Annotated in this window: 21 protein-coding genes; 2 read left to right on the forward strand and 19 right to left on the reverse strand. The window is 43.4% G+C overall.

The features are described 5' to 3' along the window. Positions 1 to 47 precede the first annotated feature (47 nt). The gene (locus A3774_RS01965; protein ID WP_067862507.1) at positions 48 to 587 is read left to right on the forward strand and encodes an NUDIX hydrolase; all 540 of its coding nucleotides are present in this window, start codon (positions 48 to 50) and stop codon (positions 585 to 587) included. Positions 588 to 732: 145 nt separating this feature from the next. Next, positions 733 to 2,895 carry a TonB-dependent receptor gene (locus tag A3774_RS01970; protein WP_197467994.1) on the forward strand — a complete coding sequence of 721 codons (2,163 nt, stop codon included), beginning with the start codon at positions 733 to 735 and terminating at the stop codon, positions 2,893 to 2,895. A 176-nt stretch (positions 2,896 to 3,071) separates the two neighbouring features. Here the strand turns inward: A3774_RS01970 and A3774_RS01975 are convergent, their stop codons facing one another. The 19 genes from A3774_RS01975 to dnaJ form a co-directional block, all read right to left on the reverse strand. Beyond that, entirely contained in the window at positions 3,072 to 3,332 is a 261-nt protein-coding gene (locus A3774_RS01975; RefSeq protein ID WP_067863284.1) for a hypothetical protein, read from the reverse strand. 465 nt (positions 3,333 to 3,797) lie between these two features. Beyond that, entirely contained in the window at positions 3,798 to 4,502 is a 705-nt protein-coding gene (locus tag A3774_RS17105) for an energy transducer TonB (RefSeq protein WP_067862509.1), read from the reverse strand. Continuing rightward, positions 4,502 to 4,903, reverse strand: a complete 402-nt coding sequence (locus tag A3774_RS01985) for an ExbD/TolR family protein (protein ID WP_067862511.1) — start codon at positions 4,901 to 4,903, stop codon at positions 4,502 to 4,504. The genes A3774_RS17105 and A3774_RS01985 overlap by 1 nt, the downstream gene beginning before the upstream one ends. After that, positions 4,893 to 5,486: a MotA/TolQ/ExbB proton channel family protein gene (locus A3774_RS01990; protein ID WP_067862513.1), complete on the reverse strand. Its 594-nt coding sequence runs from the start codon at positions 5,484 to 5,486 to the stop codon at positions 4,893 to 4,895. Before A3774_RS01990 ends, A3774_RS01985 begins: the two co-directional genes overlap by 11 nt. Then, the gene (locus A3774_RS01995) at positions 5,483 to 6,202 is read right to left on the reverse strand and encodes an urease accessory protein UreH domain-containing protein (RefSeq protein ID WP_231867918.1); all 720 of its coding nucleotides are present in this window, start codon (positions 6,200 to 6,202) and stop codon (positions 5,483 to 5,485) included. The genes A3774_RS01990 and A3774_RS01995 overlap by 4 nt, the downstream gene beginning before the upstream one ends. Then, entirely contained in the window at positions 6,199 to 7,257 is a 1,059-nt protein-coding gene (locus A3774_RS02000) for a 4Fe-4S binding protein (protein WP_067862516.1), read from the reverse strand. Before A3774_RS02000 ends, A3774_RS01995 begins: the two co-directional genes overlap by 4 nt. After that, positions 7,254 to 8,048, reverse strand: coding sequence for a hypothetical protein (locus A3774_RS02005; RefSeq protein WP_067862518.1), 795 nt, complete (start codon positions 8,046 to 8,048; stop codon positions 7,254 to 7,256). The genes A3774_RS02000 and A3774_RS02005 overlap by 4 nt, the downstream gene beginning before the upstream one ends. Before the next feature lie 142 nt (positions 8,049 to 8,190). Beyond that, the gene (locus tag A3774_RS02010; RefSeq protein WP_067862520.1) at positions 8,191 to 11,043 is read right to left on the reverse strand and encodes a bifunctional diguanylate cyclase/phosphodiesterase; all 2,853 of its coding nucleotides are present in this window, start codon (positions 11,041 to 11,043) and stop codon (positions 8,191 to 8,193) included. A gap of 187 nt (positions 11,044 to 11,230) precedes the next feature. Next, positions 11,231 to 13,042, reverse strand: coding sequence for a V-type ATP synthase subunit A (locus A3774_RS02015; protein ID WP_067862522.1), 1,812 nt, complete (start codon positions 13,040 to 13,042; stop codon positions 11,231 to 11,233). Beyond that, the gene (locus A3774_RS02020) at positions 13,042 to 13,731 is read right to left on the reverse strand and encodes a DUF2764 family protein (protein WP_156473642.1); all 690 of its coding nucleotides are present in this window, start codon (positions 13,729 to 13,731) and stop codon (positions 13,042 to 13,044) included. Before A3774_RS02020 ends, A3774_RS02015 begins: the two co-directional genes overlap by 1 nt. After that, entirely contained in the window at positions 13,731 to 14,414 is a 684-nt protein-coding gene (locus A3774_RS02025; RefSeq protein WP_067862526.1) for an ATPase, read from the reverse strand. Before A3774_RS02025 ends, A3774_RS02020 begins: the two co-directional genes overlap by 1 nt. Positions 14,415 to 14,423: 9 nt before the next feature. Further along, a complete protein-coding gene (locus A3774_RS02030; RefSeq protein WP_067862529.1) occupies positions 14,424 to 14,870 on the reverse strand; it encodes an ATP synthase subunit C in 447 nt (148 codons plus the stop codon). Next, positions 14,858 to 16,654 (reverse strand): V-type ATP synthase subunit I, encoded by a 1,797-nt coding sequence (locus A3774_RS02035; RefSeq protein WP_067862531.1) that lies wholly within the window; start codon positions 16,652 to 16,654, stop codon positions 14,858 to 14,860. Before A3774_RS02035 ends, A3774_RS02030 begins: the two co-directional genes overlap by 13 nt. Beyond that, on the reverse strand, positions 16,651 to 17,253 hold the full coding sequence (locus A3774_RS02040; protein WP_067862533.1) for a V-type ATP synthase subunit D: 603 nt from the start codon (positions 17,251 to 17,253) through the stop codon (positions 16,651 to 16,653). The genes A3774_RS02035 and A3774_RS02040 overlap by 4 nt, the downstream gene beginning before the upstream one ends. Positions 17,254 to 17,271: 18 nt before the next feature. After that, the gene (locus A3774_RS02045; protein ID WP_067862535.1) at positions 17,272 to 18,645 is read right to left on the reverse strand and encodes a V-type ATP synthase subunit B; all 1,374 of its coding nucleotides are present in this window, start codon (positions 18,643 to 18,645) and stop codon (positions 17,272 to 17,274) included. A 34-nt stretch (positions 18,646 to 18,679) separates the two neighbouring features. Then, complete coding sequence (locus A3774_RS02050) at positions 18,680 to 18,991, reverse strand: Nif3-like dinuclear metal center hexameric protein (RefSeq protein ID WP_067862537.1); 312 nt, start codon at positions 18,989 to 18,991, stop codon at positions 18,680 to 18,682. Between the two features lie 472 nt (positions 18,992 to 19,463). Further along, positions 19,464 to 20,270, reverse strand: a complete 807-nt coding sequence (gene dapB / locus A3774_RS02055; RefSeq protein WP_197467995.1) for a 4-hydroxy-tetrahydrodipicolinate reductase — start codon at positions 20,268 to 20,270, stop codon at positions 19,464 to 19,466. Between the two features lie 12 nt (positions 20,271 to 20,282). Next, on the reverse strand, positions 20,283 to 21,086 hold the full coding sequence (cysE, locus tag A3774_RS02060) for a serine O-acetyltransferase (protein ID WP_067862540.1): 804 nt from the start codon (positions 21,084 to 21,086) through the stop codon (positions 20,283 to 20,285). Between the two features lie 76 nt (positions 21,087 to 21,162). Beyond that, entirely contained in the window at positions 21,163 to 22,296 is a 1,134-nt protein-coding gene (gene dnaJ / locus A3774_RS02065; protein ID WP_067862542.1) for a molecular chaperone DnaJ, read from the reverse strand. Positions 22,297 to 22,360 lie beyond the last annotated feature (64 nt).

A 22,360-nucleotide genomic window follows, 5' to 3' on the forward strand; every position in this document is an offset into this window, starting at 1 on the left:
AATCTATAGATTCGCAAACTACTCAGTAGCACGCTTAAGGATGTAGGATGAAATTTTGTTCCAATTGCGCCAACCCTCTTCGCTTAGGCATCCCCGACGAAGACAATTTACCGCGTCATATTTGTGATAACTGCGAGACAATTTATTACCAAAACCCCAACGTTATCACCGGCTGTTTACCGGTTTATCAAGATAAGGTCTTACTCTGCAAACGCGCAATTGAACCCAGAAAAGGCTACTGGACACTGCCCGCAGGATTTATGGAAAACAATGAATCCACTATGGAAGGAGCATTACGGGAAACCTATGAAGAAGCCAATGCTCACGTCAACATCAGCCATCTCTATACCTTAACTTCTATTGTTCACGTTAATCAGGTGCAACTTATCTATCTCGCCCATTTAGACAAGCCAGAATATGCACCGAGCAATGAATCCCTGGAGGTTGAACTGTTTAGCGAAAAGGAGATTCCTTGGGATGACCTTGCCTTTTCCACTATTAAAAACGCCCTCAACTTCTACTTTGAAGATCAAAAACAAGGAAAGTTCCCTTTAAGAGAGCTAACTATAGATAGTAATAAAGACTAACTTCCCTTTAAGTCCGACTATAGCAACACTATTAGCGTGACAAACAGCCGCATGCGGCAGGATGCCGCGCGACACTGTGCCACATTGTTAGCGTACTAAAAATCACTTATTTTCCGCGCCAATATATATTTAGGACGGAAATCACATGTCACTATGTCAGCCCCCCTTCCCCACCAAAAAAACAGCTATTCTCATTTCGGCAATGATTGCTCCTCTCTCGGTTTTTGCCGATGAAGACTCAGCCTCAAAAGTAACGCCCGAAATACTTCCAGATAAGATTACGGTCACAGCTACCCGAGCAGAAAGAAGCTCAGCTGAAGTACCCGAAAGTATTGCGATTATTGATCAAGCTCGACTCGAACAAGAGAATATGACCAACATTGCCAATGCACTAAAAGGCACACCCGGTGTATTAATTGAATCCACTAGCGGCGGTTATAGCTCACGCATGATAGTTCGTGGCGCAGGATTAAAAGCACAGTACGGTATACGAGAGATCATGGTGCTTAGGGATGGTGTACCTATTACCGATCCTGATAGCTTCACGCGTATGGATTTTATCGACACCCAAGATATTGAACAGATCGAGGTCAGCAAAGGCCCAGGCAATATTTATGCACCGGGCTCCACCGGTGGCGCAATCCATATTATTTCAAAATCTGTTTTTGATGATAGGCGTGATCAAATAACACTGGGTACTGGTGAATTTGGACAGAGCAATCTTCATCTACGTAAATCATTTATGTCCGAGGAGGGTAATGCACTCGCCATTACTGCATCCCACCGAAAAGCAGATAATGATTGGCGCGAGCATAATGATTTTGAATCCAACCAGTTCAGTATAAAGAGCGGTTTCCTCCCATCAGACAACAGCGAATTAGAGACTGAATTCAGCTATACAAAAGCGCAGCTCAATCTGCCCGGCAGCATGAACGAAAGCCAGTTTGAAGAGTACAAACGTACAGGTAAACAAACAGACAACAGCAGCGCCTTTAAAAACTCTGCCCGCAACTCTGAGATCTTCTTTTTCAATAGCCGCCTAAATGTAGATTTGGGCGCCATCACATTGAAACCCCGTATTTACTATAACCACTGGAGTCATTTTCATCCCGTTACAGGCGTCATCAATGACACCCCCGGCGTCGATATCTGGGGAACCGATCTAGAACTTGCTTATGCTCATAACCTGATAGGTAAAGACAGTTTAGTCGGTGGGATTACCTATCGCCAAGACCGCAATATAGGCGCACAAAAATACGCTTATGCCGATATACTTACAGCAGGCCCCACTTTAATCAGCACTCTCTCGGATAGAAAGGGTGAATTACTAGAAGAACAAAATGAAATAAATACCGTTTACGGATTCTTCTTACAAGAAAACCTACGCCCCAACGACAGACTACTAATTGATGCAGGCTTCAGATTTGATCACATCAAAGTCGAACAAGAAACATGGAATAGCGATACCTCATATAACTATGGCATGGGCGGTTATCTAACCATTCCGGGCAGTGGCGGCAACAGTGAAATGCAACATAGCTTTGATCTGTTCTCACCACGCGTTGGTGTTAGTTACAAACTCAACAACAACCTCACCCTGTTCGGTAACTTAGCGCAAGGCGAGCAAGTGCCGTTTGCAAGCGAGCTAGAAAGCAATTCCGATCTTAAAAACTCAACGAGCCGCAGTTTTGAAGTGGGCTTAAAAGGTCGCGCCTCCAGATGGCAGTTTGACTTAAATGCCTATATCAGCGAAGTAGAAGATGAGATTATTAACGTCCGCACGAACGGCGAAAGCATCTACCAAAATGCAGGTAGCACAGATAAAAAGGGCATAGAGTTTAGCGGTGCATTAAACGTATTAGAGAAACAACTCCCAGGAGAATTATCACTCGGATTCAATTACGCCTATAGTGATTACACTTATAACGACTTCTCTGAAATTGTTTACATTATGGGCGTTCCTGATAACTTTGACCGCTCAGGCAATCAACTACCCTTTGTGCCAAAACACTACTACAGCATCAATGCAAACTATACACACCCATCTGGCATAAAAGCCCGGTTACAAGCCGACAGCTGGGGCGAATATTATCTAGATAACGCAAATAGCGAAAAATACGGCGGCTATGACTTTGTCACTAGCGTTAATATTGGCTACACAAAAGGTCCTCACGATGTAAGCCTAAACATCCAAAACCTATTTGATAAGCGTTACGCTGTAGAAGCACTAAAAGATACTAGTGGTGAAAAAACCTTTTCACCAGGAGCGCCTCGATCAGCCATGTTGAGCTATCGTTACCAATTCTAAATCGTACCTTTAACCCCCCACCAAAAAGTCATCGTAAAAGATGGCTTTTTTATAAGCTTTTCAGAAACAGCCCCGCTCCAACTAAAATCAACGCCAAGTAAGCACCCATTCTTCGATCTCACTTAATAATAACGTGAATAGCACCGATCCTAGTTTTCTTACAAAAACACGCCGATCTATTTAACTTTCTCCTGCCATTCCAAATCACCGATTTGAACTTTCAACCATTCAAATCCAATTCGCTTAGCGACGGCTGCCGCCCCATCTAAGCTTTTAAATTCTCGCTCTTTTTTAGAACGCTGAAGCTCAAGTGTAAAAACCTCCTCCTGTTTCGTAACAAATTTAAGCGTCCATCCCCGTGCCATAGAGATAGGCATTGCTTGGCATGAATCAAACACACCCGCCTTAAATAAAAGCCTTACTTCCTTTTCTTGCATTTTCATTTACTCCTTTTGAAGGATCATTTAACTTATATGATTATTATATATTTTATATTGATAAATCACAAATAAATTAAGATAATTATCAACATGTAACCTATTGAAATATAAGAGAAAAAAAGAAAAACAAGAAGCGCAATACTCTCTTCTTCAAAATAATGTAAGGCATTGAAATATAAGGACTTTATAGGCTTGCTTTGACTTGAAAAGATTTCAATAAAAACAGAAAAACAATGATTAAAAGTAATTACACGAATAATCATAATTAATTTATGAAAAATCAAAAATAAACTGTAAATTTATAAAAAGAGGGGTTAAATAAAGAAGTAATCACTAAAATAAGGCACAAACAGTCCGAAATAGCTGAAGCTGCTCAACTATAAAAACGTCTATCTGTTAGATGGATAAATATGAAAGGAGCAAGTATCTCAGAAGGAAGATACAAACAAAGCGCAGCCAAGGCTATCGGATAATCTTATACTGCAACGCCAACTCATAATTAAACGAGACAGCGCCATTTAACAACTCAGAAGGAATAGATATAGGTAAAGATCGCTTGATCGAAGCTAAAGTACTTTTATAAAACAAACGATTTCCATCAATCCACTCAAAACTCTGCAGGTAGCCCTCGTTATTCAAGGTTAAACGGAAGCTCACCCGCCCTTGAATCCCTCGTTTAAGTGCACGACTGGGGTACTGTTTATTTTTGTCTATGCGCCGAACCAACTCAGCAAGCAAACGATCCCGCTGCTCAGCCTTACTTATAATAGGTAGATCATTTGGCACCACGGACTCAAGCTGAGGCTGAGGCTGAGGCTGAGGCTGAGGCTGAGGCTGAGGCTGAGGCTGAGCAGCCTGATTATCCTTAGACTTTAACGGTTCGGCTGGCTTTGGCTTTGGCTTTGGCTTTGGCTTTGGCTTTTCAATTTTAGGTGGCAATTCGGCAATAGGAACTACCGATTTTTCTAACGCAGAGGTGTTAGGTACGGGGGCGGGTATAGGTTTGGAAACATTGATGCGAACAGCAGCATAACTTGGCATTAACTCCTGCGTTTGCTCCACTTTGGTATGCTGCAGTTTATAGCCAACAACCCCATGAATACCAAGTGAAAAAAGAACGCCTACGGCAAAAATAAGGCGGTGATAAGGTTTAATCGGGACAGACATTAAAGAGACTCTGTAACTATATCTATGCTAGATATTCCCACCAAGCGTGCACTATCTAATACATGAACAAGCTTGCTATAACTCACCTCTTGATCGGCTTTTAACTGCAAGATTATCTCAGGGTTTTTACCCTGTTCCACCTTCAAACGCTCGCGCAACATATGAGCATGTAAGGCTTCTCCATCAATAAAATAGATTCCCGCCGCATCAATACTCACAGTAACAATGTCCTCAACATGGGTATCCATCGCACTTTCCGCGCTAGGTAGTTGTAGCGCAATCTGCTTTTCATCAACAAAGTGCGCGGTCAGCATAAAAAACACCAGTAAAAGAAAAACTATATCTATTAATGGGGTTAAATTTAGGATCCCATGCTGTTGAACAGGAGACTTATATCGCACTAACAGCTACCTCAGGAACGCTCGACGACTCCAGGTCATGATGATCCAATACTAGCGCAGCCGCTTTTTGCAACCGCCAGTGATAGCGTGCCAGAGCAGACTCAAGAAAGTGCAGAAAGATTAATAACGGAATGGCGACAGCCAACCCAACACCCGTTGTAAGCATCGCCTCCCATATACCACCTGCTAGTGCGGTCGCATCCACCTTACCACCTGCATTTTCAATGACTTGAAACGCTTTTATCATGCCAGCAATAGTACCTAGCAAACCCAACAAAGGTGCAGTGTTTGCTAGAATAGACACAGTTTTAAGGCCCGTTTCAAATACCTTGATCTCGTTATAAATCAGATGGGTAGCGGCCGCTCGAAGCTCAGGCCCATGAGCATGCCGTTTTTGTTTCTGCTGTAATTTAACAACAACTCTTTTTTCAGCGCTCTCCTTCCACTGAGAGATAGGCTGTTCCAGCTTTACCCGTCGTGTAAATAGGAGTTGTAAGTAACGCCCTGCCAAAATAGAAAACCCAATAACGGAATAGGCAACCAAAATCCATACTATAGGTCCGCCTTTATCTATCCACATCATCCTGGAATACCTCGCCATGCCGTATTAACCGCTACTAGAACCAACATTAATGCGCCGGTGCGTGTTAATCCTGCTTGCCACTGAACCAATTGATTTCTCAACTCCTTACCCAGTAACGCCACCCCGTAACGGACTAATAAACTAGGAATCACGATGGCGCCCAAACCAAAGCTAAGAGAAATAGCGCCTCCCCAAACGAGGTCTGCACTTTGCGCAGCAGCAGCAAGCAAGCCAAGCAGTGGGATACAAGGATTTAACGCCAACGAGAAACCAAGCATACTCAACTGCCATGCGTTACGTGCATCAAGCGGCTGTGCATCAGAAGCGATAAGATTGTCACTTTTAGACCCAGTAGGTTGATGAACACCGGCACTTGAACATTTTTTTTCACCTGCCTGTCGCCACATTTTTAGTGCTAACCACAAGCTAACGACTGCAGCAAAAATGGGCACTAAGGGATGTGCAAGGTAGCTCTTTATAATACCGCCAAGCAATGCAGCACTTGTTCCCATGCATAGATAACCCAAAAGACGACCTGACATGAAAGGCAGTACCACCTCGACAAAAGGTCGCTGAGCGCCAGGCCCAAGTAAAACAGGGCCTAAATAAGGTAAGCAGCTTAGATTACATGGCCCTGTACCAAAGCTAAGGCCGATTAAAAAAGCGGAGAAAGTCGCAGCAACAAACCCTAACTGCAATAGGTCTGCGCTCATCATTTCACTTTCACCGGCTTAGCCAAAGAGTGATCAAAACCAATGAGCTTAACTTTCTCCCATTGAGTTTGGGCTTTTTTACGTCGCTTAAAATACTGAGGAGTAGCGCTAAACACCGGGATATTAAGGTAACGGATTTGCAGAACATCTTTATCTGGACAAAATTCGACACAACGACCGCATAAGGTACAGTCAGGCAAGGTGATATCTTTAGCTTTATCTGTTGCATTGTGATCTGTCTGGAGCTCTTTTATATCCATAGGGCAAGCTTCAGCGCAAAGGCCGCACTTATCACAGCGCGAAGACCCCTTCTTAACTAAACGAACAAAACCCATCTTGCGAAACACTGCATGCATCGCCAACAAAGGACAGATACGGCAAAACGGCTGACGCAAGGTCATGGACATAGCGATAACCAAACCAAAAAGAAAATCACCTAAGATAGACAGCACCATATAGCTAGGAGTCGAAATATCAACAAACAACTGCTCATCACTACCTGTAAACAGTGTTGTCAGAATACGGCTAGGGCATATTTGGCAGAAGGGGTCACCCCACTCATCACTCAGAAAACCTAAACTGGTCAATGCTGGTAGGCCAAACACTAATCCACCGAGCATAAGCCACTTAATAGGCCTTACTTTATCCACAGCACCGTGGGACAAACTTTTCACTTGGCGCAATCCCAGCTTTTGACCAATAAGCCCCATCACCTCTTGGAAAAAACCCAAAGGGCAGACCCAACCACAAAAGGCCTTGTTAAGAAGTACAAACATCATTAAAAAAGTAACGATCGTTGTACCCACCGGTAGCAACAATTTCAAATAATCACCGCTATCAACTGCAGGCCCCAAACGATGATGAAACTGATGCTGTAATGGAATAAGAGCACAGTAATCAGCGTTCATAGAATCATACGCGCAGCTTAATGATGGCAAAGCACCGGAGAGCTTATCCGCCGCATAGAAACCAACAACCGTCGACCCATAAACCAAGAAAACAAACATAAATAACTGCACAAAACGCCGCAGTACCGTTAGGTTTTTCAACGTATTCACTTCACTTTTCTCCTGCTATGCTCAGGTAAACGGCGATTAATAACAAAACCAAAAACAATGCCAGCAAGGGCAACACCTGCACCTAAACTGACACTTTTCCAACTTGTTTCGCTAGCGTGGTAAGCGGTAGTTAAACTTGCCTCATAAGTAACGCCATCTTTCTCCACCGCACTAAACATTTGCAACTCAGCAGCGGGGGTAGCACGTTTAAGCGGCACTATTTCTGGAAAATCTTCCGGTGTAAACAGCTGCACACGGCCTTCATCATCGGTATGTACCACTTTATTACTACCTAAGGTGGTAGTAGCGAGCAAAGGGTGATCAGCCAAAGGAGCGCCATCCAAAATCACATTAAAGTTATACGTCTTTAAGCTTTCATAGCGCCAATGCTCTCTTGGCAAGGGAGAGGGGATTATTTGCAAACCACCCAATTCAACAGCGAGAAGATCAGAGGGAGATGTACTAACTGGACGGCCGTTGTTATAAATATATCGAACCGCTAGACTCTGAAAATTATCACTCTTTTGACGAGCCACTAGCGCGTGATAACTATCTTTCCCAGTCGGTTTCAGTGTAACGATACTGTTCTTTTTATCTAAGGGAGCGGACACTAAATCCGAATGAATAAATTCGATAACAGAACTAAACTCAGGCTGCTCACCCATCAACTGAAACTGCTTAGCTTGACGGCCATGACCTGAAGAGTGAGTTTGCTCTACCGGTTGCCAATAGATATTAGCGACTGACGAGGTAGTTACAAAGAGAAGTAAAGAAGGTAGATATTTACTCATAGAAAAATAGCCACAAGAGTTGAATTGCGGCGATTTTAACTAAAGAGGAGTAATTATAAATGTGACCCAATGCCACATGACAATTAGTCACAGTCTGAAAATGACGGCTCTGCTATATAAGGTATAGCCCCTAAACATTTTTTTAAGAGAAGTGTTTCTGCTCAAACTCCTTAACTGGAATCGGCTTTTCATAAAGGAAACCTTGCCCCTCAACACAACCGACATCAGCCAGAAACTTCACCTGTTCGATCGTTTCAATACCTTCTGCTACGGTAACTAAACCAAAATGATGTGCCACATCAATAATCGCCGATGTGATAGCTGCATCATCTTTATCATGGGGAAGATCACTAATAAATGCGCGATCGATTTTGAGCTGATCCAGATTAAAACGTTTTAAGTAGGCCATACTTGAATAGCCCGTACCAAAATCATCTAACGACAGTTGAACACCCAGATTCTTTAGCTCTTGAAGCAACACTAAAGTCGCTTCTTCATTTTGCATCAATGTGCTCTCTGTAATTTCTATAACAAGAGCATTTGCAGCCAGACCCGACTCACTTAAAGCACTACGGACCTCATCAACCAGTTCCGGTCTAAACTGCCGTACAGATACATTTACGGACATTGTGAGCTTGGCATTATATTGTTCTGACCATTTAGCTGCTTGAAGACAGGCTTGCTCTAGCACCCAACGGCCGATTTGAATTATCAACCCCGTCTCTTCTGATAAAGGAATAAAAGCATCCGGTGAAACCAGTCCTTGTATTGGATGCTGCCAACGAATAAGAGCCTCACAACCAACCAACTGATTATCTTGCAAACAAAACTGGGGTTGATAAAACAACTCAAACTCTTTGTTCTTTATCGCTTTACGAAGCTCTGTTTCAATATGCAAACGTTGAGATGCTTGATGATTCATCTCAGCAGTAAAGAATTGATAGTTATTGCGGCCTTGAGCTTTAGCAAAATGCACAGCAGCATCAGCATTTCTTAATAGCTCATCAAAACTTAATCCATCATTAGGGTAAACAGAAATACCTATGCTTGGCGTGACCGTTAAATGACCATCATTCTCTAATGGCCTAGAGACTTCATGTAAAATACGTTCCGATAGACTAACTGCTGACTCTAAGTGGTCTAACTCTGACATAAGGATCACAAATTCATCCCCACTTAAACGACTTACGGTGTCTCCTTCTCTGAGTAAAGACTTCAGACGTTTAGCTATTTTTTGTAGGATTTCATCCCCAAAACCATGCCCTAAACTATCGTTAATATTCTTAAAATGGTCTAAATCTATATAAAGCAGCGCAAATTGTTGCTCACCTTTTTGCTTACTAACACTGATCGTTTGATCCACTCTGTGACCAACAAGTCGCCGATTAGGTAAGTTTGTCAAAGGGTCATAATCAGAGAGGTACGCTAATTTTTTCTCTACAGCTTTTCTTTCCGTCAAATCAGAAATGGAAGCTATATAGTTACGGACATTATCCATCTCATCGACAAAGGTACTAATTGCCAACCATTGCGGGAAAACTTCTCCGTTTTTCCTGCGGTTCCAAATCTCTCCACTCCACTGCCCATACTCTTTAAGCTGAGTCCACATATTGCTATAAAAGTCTTTATCATGCCGTCCTGAGCGCAAAAAGTTGGGGTTTTTATTCATAACATCAGCAGAGCTATACCCTGTGATCGCAGCGAATGCATTGTTTACTGCAATAATTCTATTGTCGGCGTTAGTCACCATAATGCCCTCACTGGCATTATGAAAAACCCGTGACGCTAACTCTAATTGATCCGCATTTTGATAAAGCTCTTTCTGCTTTTGCTCAAGATCACGATGATACTGCGTGAACTTTCTTTTCATCCACTGAGAAAAGATAAAGGATAGACTCAGCGTTATAATTGCCACAATAATAAGAAATATATATAACTGATCGCGATCTTCTTTTTGTGTTTTCGCCAATAGAGCCTTCTGCTCCTGCAGCAGATCTTCAACTTCCTTAGGATAAAAGCCTGCAATAAGGATCAAATCCAATTGCTCTATACTTCGCACTAAAGACTTTTTCGGATACGGGCCTCCTCCGTCGGGAAGAAACCAATCGTAATTAATAAAACCACCTCCTTGTTTAGCCACCCCAAGTGCTTTAGTGATGATATTTTTTTCTAGTTCATTGATCTCTTTATTGGCCGTATGGCCAGCTTGATAACTCACGCCTGATGTAGATAAAACCTTACCTTTATTATCGACGACCAATATATAGCCATACTTACCGAAATGGACTGCCTGTAAACGTTTTATTGCTTGCTGCTTCAAATCGTTTTCAATAAAGGAAAGGTAATCCCCTGTTCCAATAATCCATTCATAAGGTTCAAAGGTTTTAACAAAGGTTAGCTTTTCACGCATAGTGTCTGTTTTAGATGAGGGATACCAGCGATAACGAGAGTAACCTTCCCCCTCATCATTATCAACGGCAGCCAATAGACCACGCATAATATAGTGCCCAGTATCATCTTGGTTATTATATAACGAGCGCCCTTCGGCCGATGGTGAGGTAGGTAACAAAATGCACGTGCCATCTTTATCATCAATAAAGATATAACCACGTCCATTAAAAAAACGAAGACCCCTTAATGATTCGCGAATAAGCGCTTTTATTTCAGCGGCTGGTCTACTCCCATGCTCCCGCTCATAAATGGTTGTTGCCACCAAATGGGCTTTTAATACTTCAGCGCGTGCTTGTTCTTTTAGTACATCTTCAGCTTGAGCGATAACATAACGTATATAGTCCTCCGCACTGTCAATTTCCGAAACAACACGATCTTGTCCCTTTTTTAAAAACTCCTGTTCAAGAGCAAAAAGGCGATGACTATTGTCAGTATGATTTTTAATCAAGAAATGCGATGCAACTATAACTAATAGAGCTACAGCTATAGCTACAGTCCCAAGTAATAGAAATCGGGGAAATGCATGTATTTGATTTTGAGGCATAAATTACTGAGACACCGATCCGATATAGGCAGTTAGTTTCGTATCTACGATCACAATCCTATGAAACGCACATCATCTAAGCGTTTGGGATCTGCTTGATGCAGGCCAGATTGGCCGATTCTACCAGAAACCATTCAAACTAAGGATGAATGGTCGGTTTATTTATTGATACAGATCAACAAAACCACTAGGGTTTTGTTAAGTGTTCAATTTCTGCGTAATACCGACGAAAATCGGGACTATCTGAGCGACTATAATTTAAGTTTTTAAACAAGCTCGTCAGTTTCACAAAGTGATCCCTGACCTCCGTTTTATCTTTAAACACTGCAGGTGCAAACAAGCAAGCACGTAGCAATTGAAAGGTATCTTTCTGTCTCAATAAAGGCACGGATATATCTACATCATCAAATGCATCTTGCTGGAGGTAAACTTGATCTAAACAGATCGACTTGTGGTACAAAACATAGTCATCTAGCGTTACCCCTTCCTCCCCAGTCACTTGCATCATCTGTTGAACAGACTCGCCTTCACTTAATAAAAGCTGCATCTCTTTGACTTGATCAACCCAGCCCTCACCTAAATTCTCTTTATACCAAACAGAGATCTGATCTAAATAACGAGACCACGAAATTAAAGGATCAACCGCAGGATATGCACGTTTATAAGCACGTTCAGCACTTAAGCCAAGAAATGCTTTAACCGTTCTTAAGGTCGATTGAGTCACCGGTTCCTCAAAGTTACCGCCCGCAGGAGAGACCGTACCGATCAAAGTCAGGCTACCTAAATCACCTGCATTATTCTGAATAACACCTGCTCTTTCATAAAGTGCGCGTATAGCAGAATCCAGATACGCAGGGAAAGCCTCTTCACCTGGAATCTCCTCTAAACGACCAGAGGTTTCACGCATCGCTTGTGCCCAGCGAGAGGTGGAGTCAGCGATGACAAGCACGTTATATCCCATCTGACGATAGTATTCGCTGATGGTTATACCTGTATAAATTGATGCTTCTCGTGCAGCTACGGGCATTGACGATGTATTACAAATAATAACGGTACGATCCATAAGTGAGCCACCTTTAGGATCGGACATATTTGGAAACTCGGTGATCGTCTCAACAACCTCACCTGCACGCTCACCACAGGCAACAATAACCACTATATCTACATCAGAAAAACGAGAAATAAGGCTTTGTAGTACGGTTTTACCCGCACCAAATGGACCTGGAATACAGGCTGTACCGCCACGGGCGATAGGGAAAAAAGTATCGATTAATCGTATTGATGTTAACAGCGGCTTATCAGGATATTGGCGTACACTCTTACCACTTCTTAACAATGGCTGGCTTACCGGTACACGAACAGGCCATTTTTGCTGCATGGAGACTTCCATCTCCTCTGCATCATCAGTTACGCGAAGACGGGCAACAGGCGTATCGACTGTAAATGTTCCCTCTTGGATCCAGCTCACTTCAGCACAATCTTGTAGATCAAAAGGAGTCATGATGTGATGTTTGAAGCGCCCCTCTTGCACATGACCAATCACATCCCCCGCTTCCACTTTATCGCCAATCTTCACGCAAGGCTGAAAAGCCCAATGCTGTTGTCGATCTATCCCATCAACTTCCAAACCTCGCGGTAGGAAGAAACCATGCTTCGAGGCTATCTTCTCAAGAGGATTTTGCAAACCATCATAAACTTGCCCAAGCAGCCCAGGTCCTAAAGTAACCGACAGCATATGCCCGCTTTGCGTAACATCGTCACCTACAGCAACCCCGCGAGTATTCTCAAAAACTTGCACATCAGCCTCACCATGACGCACACGGAGAACCTCTGCCTGTAATGCTTCCTGCCGCCCCTCTTTTCCTAATCGTGTAGGGCAGATATGAACCATTTCATTCTTTAAAATAGGGAAGTAATCACCATCGTTACCTTTAAGCAATTTAATTGTAACAATGTCGTCCCTTACCGCCACAACCTGCGCTGTAATATGCTGATTCACTAATTATTCCCCTGTAATAACTGCTGATTCAAACCAGAAAGTTCTAACAACACACTGCGCGACTTATTAAACGTGTCTACGGCTTTATCACCGTCATATCGTAAACAGCGTTCGGCGATTGCCCAGCGCAAAACAAAGCAGGCGAGTGCCTCAAAGCTAAAGTGATGGCTATGCTCTGCCTGGCGTAAACTTGTCCATAATTGCTGATTATAATATTGCTCTACAAGCATTGGCTTTTCTTTGCTCATTAAACGCTGCAACTGCAATAGCTGAGGACATACACGATCTAATCCAAAACCTGGCTCAAACCAATGCTTCTTAATCAATTGAACCCAACGTCCGGCACCATGGAACTGCGAAGGATCATCTAAACCTACGGCTCGACACCTCAAAGCAGCCAGTAAGGTTTTTAGCTCCATCTGATAGTTAATCAACTCCAACATAACTGGGGACTCGACCTTGCTCATATCGGCCTTCCACTGAGCAATCAGATCTTTATCCGTCAACATAATGTAATGATCAATAATCGGATGAAATAGCGCTTCAATATTAGCCAACTGTGCGCTGCCTTCGTCTGACAACATGGTCAACCGACGATCTAAAGCAATCCGCGAAATAGGCAGCTGAGTACACTGCTCCAGTTCCGGCAGCCATGGTAGCGCCGTCATCAGCGTATAGTAATCCGACACTATCGAATCACTCCCTCAATGATCGCCCTAAATCGAGGCTGTAGATGTTTCAATAGAAGCTTAGCAACCGCCTCACTACTTAAATCAATCTCTACCTCTTGCCCACTCAAGCAGACCCTTATGCCCTTACCTTCATGCAGTTCAAAATTAACCCCTGCCCGCATCTGCTCAGCTGCTAAGGACTGGACAAACTGACTAAGCTTACCTTCGCGGTACTCTTTAGGGTTTCTGCGTAGTTCATCTAAACCGATAAAGTCTTCAGGCAGTAAAACATCAATCGCTTTCGCCTGTGAAATCCCTTGATCACTACTGACCTTAGCCACCAACTCTAAAATAAGGCTACGCATAAAAGCAGGGTTATCCATTTGAGTCGCAACTAACCGCTCAACTTGATCAGTAAAGGAGTGTGATAAAGTTTCTCTCACCTCAAGATGCATATCTCGCACAGCGATACGCAATGCATCTTCACCGGCTTGCTTAAGCTGTGCAGCCTCTTTCTTGGCCTTACTTAAAATAAGATCCGCTTCCTGCTTCGCTTGTGCAAGCAGCCAGTCCGCACGATGCTCAGCTTCTTCAACTAAGCGTTCCGCTTCATGTTGACCTTTTTGCACCCCTTGCTGACGTAGTTTTTCAATCAGATCCTCTACACCCGAAGAGGCTTGCGTTTTATGCTCGTTATTCATATTAACCACCTAGGCTGGCACACCTGCACTGATAACTAATGCAAAAATAAACGCAAACACAGCAAACCCTTCCACAATTGCAGCAGGCGCTAACGACATACCAAAGATTTCAGGACGAATTTTTGCAACATTAATTGCAGAAGCACAGCAACGCCCCTGCCAAGCAGCACTGAACAATAATGCTAAACCACAAAGCAAACCTATCGCCGCTAAACCGGGCGCATTATCAACAGTGATCTCACGGTTCAAAGCAAACATCACCACAATCCCATAAATTGACTGTGATGAAGGCATTGCAGCAATACCTATGTACCGGCCATGGCCTGTTTCTGTCTCTAATAAAGCACCACATGCGGCCTGCCCAGCAAGAGCACAGCCAATCATGCTACCAATAGCCCCTAACGCCATAGGCCCATACAAACCAGCCCAACCCAAAGCAATGATTAGGTTATCCAAGGTGAAACCTCCTGTTTAGCGAACGGCTGAAAGGCATAGCCCTCATCAGCCAAACTCCAGTTATAAAATTCAATCAAGTTAAGGCGTAAACCGTGGATAACTCCACTGATTACAGTCAGTAAAAAGTTCAAAAGATGCCCAACCAAAAGGATAAGCACTTTAAAAAGAAGACCAATGGCAGGCAAAGCAGCCGCAACATCAACAGCCAATTTGTTAAAAGTCATGGCAAGAGAGGCGCTCGCTAAACCTAATGCAAATAAGCGCAAATAACTTAAAACATCGCCAAACAGTTTAGTAATACCGGTTAAAGCTAACAAACCATCAACGAGCCTCATCCCACTCCAGCCACTACGTGCAGAAGAGAAACATAGAACAAGCATTAACCCTGCGGCAAAACACAACCAGTGCAGAACAGTAAAGCCTTGAATCCAACCGGCTAAGGCCACTGCTATACTGATTGCCCAGCCTATTGCGGCCCAGGCTTGTAGCGACTTCCTACGTACCCAAGCCATCATCAAATTGCCTAATATCAGATGGATAGCACCGACGGTAATCGAGAGCAGCATCATACTATCAAAGTCGTTAAGATCTAACATTTTAAGCCCTTGAAGCCATCCAAATGGGGCCTGAGCACCGAAATAACTACCGACAACAACACCCCATATAAATCCAGCGATGGCTAACGCACAACCCATAGCACGCAGGCGTATACCGCTTTCAGTCATACCCATACGTTGCCAATAGAAAAACAAAATTGCAGCAAGCAGTAAGGAGTAACCTGCATCCGACATAATCAATGCAAAAAATGAAACGAATGAGAAGAAAACAACACGAGAAGGGTCCCAGCTACGATAACCAGGCATTTGGAAGAAGTTGACCACCTCTTCACCACCCGCTATGGCCGTAGGGTTATCAAGTAAGGTGGGAGGAAGCTCATCCTCTTTAGGTGACTCAACTTGAAGCGCTAAGCACTGTTCTTGCGCTAATAACTGGAGTTGCGCTAAATGCTCCTCGGAGAGCCAACCTTGAACTGCGAAAATTTCATCTCTATCTAATGTTTGATTAGAGACTTCCGCTAACTGTGCAGCATCATCAGTACCCGCAATAGAGCGCTGTAACAAATATATCCACCGCGTATAACCTTCTCGTTCAGCTTCAACGGTTTCAAGTTCAATCTCAATATCTTCTAATTCTCGCTTGAGATGAACCAGCGGCACGGCACCCGTGTGGGTTCGAAGAACAGGCAGTACATTAATACCTGGCTCTTTTTCAGAGATAACTGCAATATAGCTGTGACGGTTATCTCGATGAACCACCTGCCAAGGAAGTTCAACATCTTGCAGCTCTTTCATACGGAAATTGGGTACTAAATAGAACCAAAAGCGCTGTCCATAAAGTTCATTTTCTTCCGGTAATTCAAAGCTCCCCCAAGGGGTTAAATCTTTAATTCTTTTCTGTAAGAAGTCATATCGTTCAACAAGATCGAGGCGTAATCGGCGGTTTTTCTCGACACCTTGAACTACAGATAGCAGGTCGAAATGACGTTCACTAACAACCTGTTTCCGCTTTTGTTTACAATTCAGAAGGTAATGTAAACTTTCATATAACTGCTCTGGACTAACCTTTAATGAGTTTGTTTCGGTATGCTTGGAGGGTGCCGAAGAGGATAGTTCCTGTAAAGGTATAATATGCATTACACCTAAAGACTGAAGCTGATCTAAAACCTGTGCTTTATCTTCAGTTAACCCAACTAATGTGGCTTTTTTTAACGCTAGGATACTCATAGCTGCATCCTCCTGCGTTTATTTTTTGCAATTTTTGCTCTCACAACACCGGCACGCTCGGCATCTGAGAGCGCTATTCTAATTTTACGTATATTTCTTTGTGCTTCAGGAATCAAAACCTTATCAAACAGATTTAATCGCTGTGTGGTTTTTTGTAACCCTAGCTCCAGCAATTCTAACCGTTGTTGATAGATCTTAACTTCGATCTCAGTTCGTAACGCTTTGGTCTGTAAATTTAAGAAATCATCGACCCAGTGAGGTAGCAACAATACCGAATATTTTGCTATTTCGACGTCAAACACTGCCAACTTTGGTAACTCTAATCCAACAAGGTTCACATAATTAATAGTTAGCTGTTTAACCTGTATCAGTGAGTTTAAATCAATTTTTGAATCCGCAGACATAGGTAACTGCTCAACCACTTGCTGCTGCAATAACGCCAACTGTTCTTGATTATTTTCCAAGGCAGCAACCGCTTCTTGGCGGGCCGACAATAGCTGTTTACGCTTAAGATCCAACGCAGGTACAAACTGCTTAAAAGCCTTTAAGCGCCGCCCCTCTCTATTGAGCGTGGTTTTATTAAGCGCTAACTTTGCCACTATTTATCTACCTTACTATTAAAGAGTTTCACTACTTTGAACATCGGCCTTTTTCGGGAAATACTTATCAATCAGCACTTGTTTCATTAACAACTCATGATCATGAAAGCATTCAGCTAAGGTTTCCCAGCTCAGATCCAACGCATCTTCTAAAGGCAAAGTAACGTCTATACCCATAAATCGTTGACGGAAGAGTTCACCAAATTTCAGAAGGCGCTCATCATACTCACTCAGTTCAAATGACATAGCCTGTTTCTGAACGGCATCTTGCGCTTCTGCATAAAAGCGCACCATCGTATTCATAATCTGACTGTGGTCTTCACGGGTTACTTTGCCGATAACGTGCTGCTTTAAGCGTGATAAAGAGCCAAAAGGATCAATTACGCCATTATGCAAATAGAACTGACCTTCCGTTATATAACCCGTATTATCAGGCACAGGGTGCGTTACATCATCGCCCGGCATAGTTGTTACAGAGAGAATAGTCACAGACCCTGCACCTTTATAATCACAAGCTTTCTCATAACGACGTGCAAGCTGTGAATAAAGGTCGCCGATATAACCTCGGTTAGAAGGTACATGCTCCATAGAGATACCTACCTCTTTCAAAGCATCCGCATAAGCGGTCATATCAGTTAGTAAAACAAGGACGCGTTTGCCCTCTTCTACTGCAAATCGTTCCGCTACCGCAAGCGCCATATCCGGTACTAATAAAGCTTCGACGGTAGGATCTGAACCTTGATGAACAAACATCACCGTACGAGCATGAACACCTGCCTCCTCAAACGCTTGGCGAAAAAAGTAATAATCATCAAAGATCAGCCCTATCCCACCAAACACAACCACGTCAGCATCCGCGTGTGTGCCAATCTGAGCCAACAGCTGGTTATAAGGCTCGCCTGCAACTGAAAAAATAGGTATTTTTTGGCTTTCAACTAGGCAGTTAAAAACATCAATCATCGGCACATCAGTGCGGATCATATGGGAGGCTAAGACACGACGTGCGGGATTTACTGTTGGCCCGTCGATCTCAATTTTTGGTTCTTCCGTTAACGCTGGGCCTGTATCAATCGTTCGCCCAGTGCCAGAAAAGGCACGACCAAGAATATTAGGGGAGAATGTAACTTCCATTGATCGCCCTAAAAAGCGAATAACAGAATGAGTGGACAAACCTTTAGTGCCGCTAAACACCTGAAGAGACACGGCCTCTTTATCGAGCAAAATCACTTGCGCCAAACTGGCATGCTGGCCACGATTTTCATCATTTTCAATTAATGCCAGATCACCAAAACATATAGGTGAAATACCTTCTTCAGACAGTGGCACATGAACTTTGACGATATCGCCCACTATCTCAAGAATTCGCGAATACCTAACCAGCAGCTGCGTCACAACGTTCTCCCTATAAGAATTATGCGAATATGAGTTAAAACATTTCTAATTTCCAAACTTCATAGGCAGGCTCTTCATATGGATGAGCCTGTTTTAAAGCCATGACTGCCTGCTTAATAAACTCTTCATCACAAACCAATTCAACTTTCCATTCTGAAACGGTTTCTAACTCGTTGCACTTACCTATAAAAGGGGTACTGCCTTCTAAGGCTCTAAACTGCCCACGACCCAGCACTTGCCAGCAACATTGATCGTAATTACCAATACGGCCAGCACCTGTACTAAAAATAGCCGTTTTAACAGTTTCCAAATGATCTTCAGGTACAAAAAAACTCAACTTATACACGTACTTTTACCTGTTTATATCACACCGATAAGAATCTGCCACTCATTAAGTAAGTAACAACTAAAGTAAGCAACAACGGCTAAGCTCAAAATCTAATTCTATTAATCTACCACCTAATCGATTCAAGATAGAGTCATGACTCCAGTCTGCTTTATCTAGGTAACAAACAAATTGATCTGCGGCATTGATAGTTTAAGTTATTTGGCTAATTTCTACATTTCTACTACCCAATAGAATAATACTAATCTGCTCATCAAAACTTTAGCAAGATCCAGATAGAACTTCATACAGACCATAGGCAGATTGTAATAACGGACTTAAGAACCTACGAGCCATGAGCTCAAGCAAAAGTTTGTGTCTTAAAAATAAGGCGTTACCTCTCCACACACCACGCCTATTGCACAAAATATGAATAAGCAGGCATAAAAAAACCGCTTTAAAAGCGGTTTTAGCTATCAATCATCAATATAGGTTATTTCAGACCTAAAATATCTTGCATATCAAACAGGCCAGATTTTTTACCTTCTAACCACTTACACGCACGTACCGCACCTTTAGCAAAGGTCAGACGGTTACTAGCTTTATGAGTAATTTCTATACGCTCACCTTCAGTAGCAAACAGTACCGTATGATCGCCCACCACATCACCTGCGCGAATGGTTTCAAAACCGATTTCGCCACGTGGACGCGCACCGGTAATCCCTTCACGACCATAGACTGCGCACTCTTTTAAATCTCGACCAAGTGCATCGGCTACGACTTCACCCATACGTAACGCGGTGCCGGAAGGGGAATCAACTTTATGACGGTGATGCGCTTCGATCACCTCAATATCATAATCATCATTACCTAATGCCTGAGCGGCTACTTCTAGCAGCTTAAAGCATAAGTTCACGCCGACACTCATATTCGGTGCAAAAACAATCGCCGCCTTGCTGGAACGGTCTTGCAATATCGCTTTTTGCTCATCATTTAGACCGGTGGTCCCAATGACAATTTGTTTACCGTTCTCAACACAGAAATCGACATTCTGTAAGGTCACTTCCGGCGCAGTAAAATCAATCAACACATCAAAATCATCAACGGCTTCAGACAAGGAACCTTTGATAGTAACACCGAGCTTCCCAACGCCAGCCATTTCACCTGCATCAGCGCCGATCAAGGTACTTGTAGGCTCAACAATCGCGGCCCCTAATTCTATATTTTCAGTCATTTGGATAGCTTCAATATTAGCTTTACCCATTCGACCCGCTGCACCAGTCACTGCCACTTTAATCATGCGTTTTTTCCATTAGTCTTTGTCATACAGAATATTTTGATCCATATCCAGTGCAGGTTTCTCACAGGATGGGTGTCCTACTGCTCGGGCAGGCACACCAACAACAGTCGTATGTGCAAGCACATCATCAAGGACAACACTCCCACCGCCAATTTTTGCGCCAGCGCCAATTTCTATATTGCCGAAAATTTTTGCACCTGCCGCGATCATGACACCTTCGCGGATCTTTGGATGTCTATCACCTGTAATCTTACCGGTTCCGCCTAAAGTAACTGACTGCAGAATAGATACGTCATTCTCGATCACACTCGTTTCACCCACAACAATACCTGTTGCATGATCAAACATAACCCCTTGGCCAATAACGGCACCCGGATGTATATCCACTTGGAGCACACTACTGACACGACTCTGAATATACATCGCCATGCTTTTACGCCCCTGCTTCCACATATAATGCGCTACTCGATAAGCCTGTATCGCGTGAAAACCTTTAAGGTAGAGTAAGACAGTAGAATATTTATCAATAGCAGGATCGCGTGTACGTACCGCCGCTATATCAGCACAAACTGCCGCAATAATTTCCGGCGCATCACGAAAGACCTCTTCTATGACTAAACGGAAAGTTACCGCAGGTACGGCATCGTCATAGAGCTTTCGGCTTAAAAGATAGGCCAGTGCTGAACATAAGCTTTGGTGGCCTAATATATTGGCGTGGTAATAACCCGCTAAAACTGGCTCATTAATGACTTCTTGCTCAGCTTCTGCAGTAATCTCTTGCCAAAGCCAATCTCGGCATTCTGGATTCTGGCTCATGCCATCTCCGATGATCTTGTAAATACTCAAGTTAGCAGAGACTTTCCTAACCAACCTGAGTATTTGGGACAACTTTTTAGGTCATGTCTTCAAAGAATTTCTTCACGGAATCAAAGAAGCCATGCTTTTTAGGGCTGTGTTTACGTGTACCTTGCTCCATCTCATCTTGGAACTCACGCAATAACTCTTTTTGACGACTACTTAGTTTAACCGGCGTTTCCACAACCACTTTAACCAACATATCACCAACAGAACCACCACGAACAGGCGCAATACCTTTGCCTCGTAAGCGGAACATTTTGCCCGTCTGCGTTTCAGCAGGCACTTTCAGTTTCACACGGCCATCCAAAGTCGGAACTTCAAGCTCACCACCTAGGGCTGCATCAACAAAACTGATAGGTACTTCACAATAAAGATGTTTGCCATCACGCTCAAATATTGGATGCTCTTTAACATGAACCTGAACATAAAGATCACCCGCAGGACCACCATGCGTACCTGCTTCACCTTCGCCAGATAAGCGAATACGATCACCTGTATCAACTCCTGCAGGGATTTTAACGGATAAGGTTTTGGTTTTCTCTTTACGACCCTGACCATGACAATCAGTACAGGGATCAGAGATAATTTTACCTTCACCATGACAGGTAGGACAGGTTTGCTGTACAGAGAAAAAGCCTTGTTGCATACGCACTTGGCCTTGGCCGCCGCACGTACCACATACTTTAGCTGAACTCCCAGGTTTGGCACCAGTACCGTCACACGTTTCACAGGCTACAAGCGTAGGAATCTGGATGCTTTTTTCGACACCACGAACCGCCTCTTCCAGTGTCATCTCCATGTTGTAACGTAGATCAGCACCACGCTGCACGGAGCTTCGACCGCCACGACCACCGCCGCCGCCAAAGATATCTCCAAAGACATCACCAAAGATATCTGAGAAGTTACCATCAAAGCCGCCACCTTGACCGCCACGCATGTTGGGATCTACACCCGCATGACCGTATTGATCATAAGCAGCTTTTTTCTGCGCATCCGAAAGTACTTCGTAGGCTTCATTCACCTCTTTGAACTTATCTTCAGCCTCTTTATCATCCGGATTACGGTCCGGGTGATACTTCATCGCCATACGGCGAAAAGCTTTTTTGATATCCCGATCAGATGAATCTCGGGAAACACCTAATATTTCGTAATAATCTTGTTTCGACATGGTCACAACACTTGTCAGGGCTTAATGCCGGATATGACAACGCGGGCATAAAGCCCGCGGTGCC

Origin of the sequence: Neptuniibacter marinus (assembly GCF_001597725.1) — a bacterium.
In the GTDB taxonomy this organism is placed as follows: domain Bacteria; phylum Pseudomonadota; class Gammaproteobacteria; order Pseudomonadales; family Balneatricaceae; genus Neptuniibacter; species Neptuniibacter marinus.

What these genes read in the sequence shown, in the direction of transcription:
- A3774_RS01965 (WP_067862507.1), top strand. Translation starts at nt 48, where the DNA reads ATGAAATTTTGTTCCAATTGCGCCAACCCTCTTCGCTTAGGCATCCCC.
- A3774_RS01970 (WP_197467994.1), top strand. Translation starts at nt 733, where the DNA reads ATGTCACTATGTCAGCCCCCCTTCCCCACCAAAAAAACAGCTATTCTC.
- A3774_RS01975 (WP_067863284.1), bottom strand. Translation starts at nt 3,332, where the DNA reads ATGCAAGAAAAGGAAGTAAGGCTTTTATTTAAGGCGGGTGTGTTTGAT.
- A3774_RS17105 (WP_067862509.1), bottom strand. Translation starts at nt 4,502, where the DNA reads ATGTCTGTCCCGATTAAACCTTATCACCGCCTTATTTTTGCCGTAGGC.
- A3774_RS01990 (WP_067862513.1), bottom strand. Translation starts at nt 5,486, where the DNA reads ATGATGTGGATAGATAAAGGCGGACCTATAGTATGGATTTTGGTTGCC.
- A3774_RS01995 (WP_231867918.1), bottom strand. Translation starts at nt 6,202, where the DNA reads ATGATGAGCGCAGACCTATTGCAGTTAGGGTTTGTTGCTGCGACTTTC.
- A3774_RS02005 (WP_067862518.1), bottom strand. Translation starts at nt 8,048, where the DNA reads ATGAGTAAATATCTACCTTCTTTACTTCTCTTTGTAACTACCTCGTCA.
- A3774_RS02010 (WP_067862520.1), bottom strand. Translation starts at nt 11,043, where the DNA reads ATGCCTCAAAATCAAATACATGCATTTCCCCGATTTCTATTACTTGGG.
- A3774_RS02025 (WP_067862526.1), bottom strand. Translation starts at nt 14,414, where the DNA reads ATGAATAACGAGCATAAAACGCAAGCCTCTTCGGGTGTAGAGGATCTG.
- A3774_RS02035 (WP_067862531.1), bottom strand. Translation starts at nt 16,654, where the DNA reads ATGAGTATCCTAGCGTTAAAAAAAGCCACATTAGTTGGGTTAACTGAA.
- dapB (WP_197467995.1), bottom strand. Translation starts at nt 20,270, where the DNA reads ATGATTAAAGTGGCAGTGACTGGTGCAGCGGGTCGAATGGGTAAAGCT.
- cysE (WP_067862540.1), bottom strand. Translation starts at nt 21,086, where the DNA reads ATGAGCCAGAATCCAGAATGCCGAGATTGGCTTTGGCAAGAGATTACT.
- dnaJ (WP_067862542.1), bottom strand. Translation starts at nt 22,296, where the DNA reads ATGTCGAAACAAGATTATTACGAAATATTAGGTGTTTCCCGAGATTCA.